Origin of the sequence: Halococcus morrhuae DSM 1307, assembly GCF_000336695.1 — an archaeon.
In the GTDB taxonomy this organism is placed as follows: Archaea; Halobacteriota; Halobacteria; order Halobacteriales; family Halococcaceae; genus Halococcus; species Halococcus morrhuae.
Window position 1 is genome coordinate 1 of the sequence record NZ_AOMC01000089.1, and the last position, 211, is coordinate 211.

The following is a 211-nucleotide window of genomic DNA, read 5'->3' on the forward strand; positions in this document are numbered from 1 at the left end:
GTCGAGATGCTTGCCGAGAGCGAAGAGCCACCGAACGTGCGCTTGCTCGGCGGAGATGACGTATTGAAATGGCTGAGAGATGATTTCATGCTGGCGAGCACAGCCGCGGGGTTGCGTGAAGCGGATGTCCTGGAACTGCGAGCCGCTGCTGAGCGACTGGACGACACGCTGTTGGTGACCGAAGAGATGGTTGTTTCGCTGCTCACGCCGG

At 60.2% G+C, this 211-nt stretch carries 1 protein-coding gene; it reads left to right on the forward strand.

Annotation, left to right across the window (positions count from 1 at the left end; translation table 11 throughout):
• Positions 1–211 (forward strand): transcriptional regulator TbsP domain-containing protein (locus C448_RS05975; RefSeq protein WP_004052749.1); only part of this gene is annotated, 211 nt, incomplete at both ends.